General features: G+C 61.9%; 3 protein-coding genes and 1 pseudogene. 3 read left to right on the top strand and 1 reads right to left on the bottom strand.

The annotated features are described in order from the left end of the window. Positions 1 to 186: helix-turn-helix domain-containing protein (locus EN906_RS29480; protein WP_164777447.1), on the top strand; the 186-nt coding region annotated here is incomplete at its 5' end. Between the two features lie 39 nt (positions 187 to 225). Here the strand turns inward: EN906_RS29480 and EN906_RS29475 are convergent. Then, complete coding sequence (locus EN906_RS29475) at positions 226 to 1,101, bottom strand: ATP-binding protein (protein WP_127272750.1); 876 nt, start codon at positions 1,099 to 1,101, stop codon at positions 226 to 228. A gap of 276 nt (positions 1,102 to 1,377) precedes the next feature. On the opposite strand from EN906_RS29475, the gene yajC reads away from it, so the two are divergent. Further along, positions 1,378 to 1,716, top strand: a complete 339-nt coding sequence (yajC, locus tag EN906_RS29470) for a preprotein translocase subunit YajC (RefSeq protein ID WP_127270542.1) — start codon at positions 1,378 to 1,380, stop codon at positions 1,714 to 1,716. A 51-nt stretch (positions 1,717 to 1,767) separates the two neighbouring features. Next, positions 1,768 to 2,860 (top strand): annotated as a pseudogene (locus EN906_RS29465) (protein translocase subunit SecDF); the annotation flags it as partial.

The following is a 2,860-nucleotide window of genomic DNA, read 5'->3' as shown; positions in this document are numbered from 1 at the left end:
ACCCTGCACCGCTACGTGGTGCGACGTCGCGTCGAACGCGCACGCGCCCTGCTGCAGCGAGGCGATCTCAGCACAAGCAAGGTGGCGGAATTGACGGGCTTTGCGCACCAGTCACATCTGGCGCACTGGATGCGCCGCGAGATCGGCCAAACGCCGCGTGATTTGCGCCGGGCGCAGCCCAAATGATCTTGTCATTGGATGGCGTTGGCGACGCCACCCAACGTGTCAGTCCCTCAGTGGCTTGCCGAGCCGTCCAGCCAGGTCCTGGGTGAACTGCCAGGCGACGCGGCCCGAGCGGCTGCCGCGCGTCGTCGCCCATTCCAATGCTTCGGCACGCAGCGTGTCGGGATCGATTGCCAGCCCATGGTGCCGGACATAGCCATCGATCATGTCGAGATACTCGTCCTGCGAACATTTGTGGAAGCCGAGCCACAGCCCGAACCGGTCGGACAGCGACACCTTTTCCTCGACCGCCTCGGATGGGTTGATCGCGGTCGAGCGCTCATTGTCGATCATGTCGCGGGGCAACAGATGGCGGCGGTTCGAGGTGGCGTAGAAGATGACATTGACTGGCCGACCCTCGACGCCGCCTTCGAGCGCTGCCTTGAGCGATTTGTAGGAAGTGTCGTCATGGTCGAAGGAGAGGTCGTCGCAAAACAGGATGAAGCGGAAGGGGGCCGCCTTGAGCAATCCCATCAGCTTCGGCAGCGTGTCGATGTCCTCGCGGTGGATTTCGATCAGCTTCAGCGGCAGGTCGGACTTGGTCCTGGCGTTGATTTCGGCATGCACGGCCTTGACCAGCGACGATTTGCCCATGCCACGCGCGCCCCACAGCAACACGTTGTTGGCTGGGTAGCCGGCGGCGAAGCGTTCGGTGTTGTCGACAAGGATGTCGCGGACGCGGTCGACGCCACGGATCAGGCCGATGTCGACGCGGTTAACCCTGCGCACCGGCTCCAGATAGCCGGGATCGGCCTGCCAGACGAAACAATCGGCCTCGCCGAGGTCGGTTTGGGGCACCGGCGGCGGGGCAAGGCGGCTCACCGCCTCGATCAGCCGGTCGAGTTTCTGGTTCAGGGATTCAATGCTGCTGTCGGTCATGACTGTCTTTTGTTTTCGCGTTTTTGATGTCTGGGGGCGTGAAGCTGCCCGATTCCGCCTGATACAAAACCGGTCGCAACCTTTTGTTAGAGCATAATCTTTTGCGGAAACCGGCTCGCGCTTTTCGCGATCATGCTCTAACACGGCTCAACAGGCCGTAAAAGCAGCCGATTTGGCCGGCCGCGCAGTTGCATTGACAACTTTACCGACTATATTCCGGCCAAATTTCAAGGGCCGCCAAATTGGCGGCTGTTTTCAAAGATCAGGAGTACCTCGATGTTCGTGACACCGGCATACGCCCAAGGCGTCGGCGCTTCTCCCGACATGTTCATCAGCATTTTGCCCTTTGTCCTGATTTTCGTGATCATGTATTTTCTGATCATTAGGCCGCAGCGCACGCAGCTGAAGAAGCGCGGCGAGATGCTGGCGGCTGTCCGTCGCGGCGACACGGTCGTCACCGGCGGCGGCTTCGTCGGCAAGGTGACCAAGGTGATCGACGACAACGAGCTCGAGATCGACCTCGGTAACGGCTTGAAGGTGACGGCGCTGCGCTCGACGATCGCCGATGTGCGCGTCAAGGGCGAGCCGGTGGCCAACCAGAACGCCAAGAAATAATCCAATTTTAGGCGGAGCGATCCGCGGACACGCTCTGACGGACGACGCCATATGCTGTATTTTTCGCGCTTCAAGATGATCCTGATCTGGGTGGCCGTGGCCATCACAGTGATCCTCGCCGCGCCCAACCTGTTCTCCGCCAGCACGCTGGCGCAATTGCCCAGCTGGGTACCGAAGCGGCAGATGACGCTCGGCCTCGACCTGCAGGGTGGTTCGCACATCCTGCTGGAAATGAACCAGAACGATCTGATCAAGGATCGGCTGGAGACGACGCGCGATGAAATCCGCACGCTGCTACGCGACGCCAAGATCGGCTATACCGGCCTTGCCGGCACGGGGCGGACCCTGCAGGTCCGCATCACCGATCCCGCCCAGATCGATGCCGCCAAGACGGCGCTGAAGACGCTGACCGATCCGGTCGCTGCCGGCCTGTTCACCGGCGGCTCCGTCCAGGAAATGACGCTCGACGATTCCGAGCCCGGCCTGCTCAAGTTCAACGTCACCGACGCCGGCATCAAATACCGCACGTCGACCGCGCTGACGCAGTCGATCGAGGTGGTCGAACGCCGCGTCAACGAACTCGGCACCACCGAACCGATCGTGCAGCGGCAGGGCGACGACCGTATCCTTGTCCAGGTGCCGGGTCTTCAGGACCCGCAGAGACTGAAAGAAATCCTCGGCCAGACCGCCAAGCTGACCTTCCAGATGGTCGACCAGTCGATGCCGGTGCAGGACGCGCTCAATGGCCGTCCGCCCGCCGGGTCATCGGTGCTGTATTCGCAGGACGATCCGCCGGTTCCGTATCTGATCGAAAATCGCGTCATCGTCTCGGGCGAAAACCTCGTTGACGCACAGGCGACATACAATTCGCAGAACAACGAGCCGGTGGTGTCGTTCCGCTTCGATTCGAAAGGAGCGGCGCGCTTCGGTCAGGCCACGGCGCAGAATGTCGGCAAGCTGTTCGCCATTATCCTCGACAATCAGGTGATTTCGGCGCCGCAGATCCGCGAGCCGATCCTCGGCGGCACCGGCCAGATTTCCGGCAATTTCACTGCCCAGAGCGCCAACGACCTTGCGGTGCTGCTGCGCGCCGGTGCGTTCTTCGATCACCGTCAGCGTCGCGGGCAACGCACCGGCGCGCAGC

The sequence above is a fragment of the Mesorhizobium sp. M7A.F.Ca.CA.004.06.1.1 genome (assembly GCF_003999135.1).
In the GTDB taxonomy this organism is placed as follows: domain Bacteria; phylum Pseudomonadota; class Alphaproteobacteria; order Rhizobiales; family Rhizobiaceae; genus Mesorhizobium.
The sequence above is the reverse complement of the archived record's forward strand: the minus strand, read 5'-3'. Positions and strand labels throughout refer to the sequence as shown.

What these genes read in the sequence shown, in the direction of transcription:
- EN906_RS29475 (WP_127272750.1), bottom strand. Translation starts at nt 1,101, where the DNA reads ATGACCGACAGCAGCATTGAATCCCTGAACCAGAAACTCGACCGGCTG.
- yajC (WP_127270542.1), top strand. Translation starts at nt 1,378, where the DNA reads ATGTTCGTGACACCGGCATACGCCCAAGGCGTCGGCGCTTCTCCCGAC.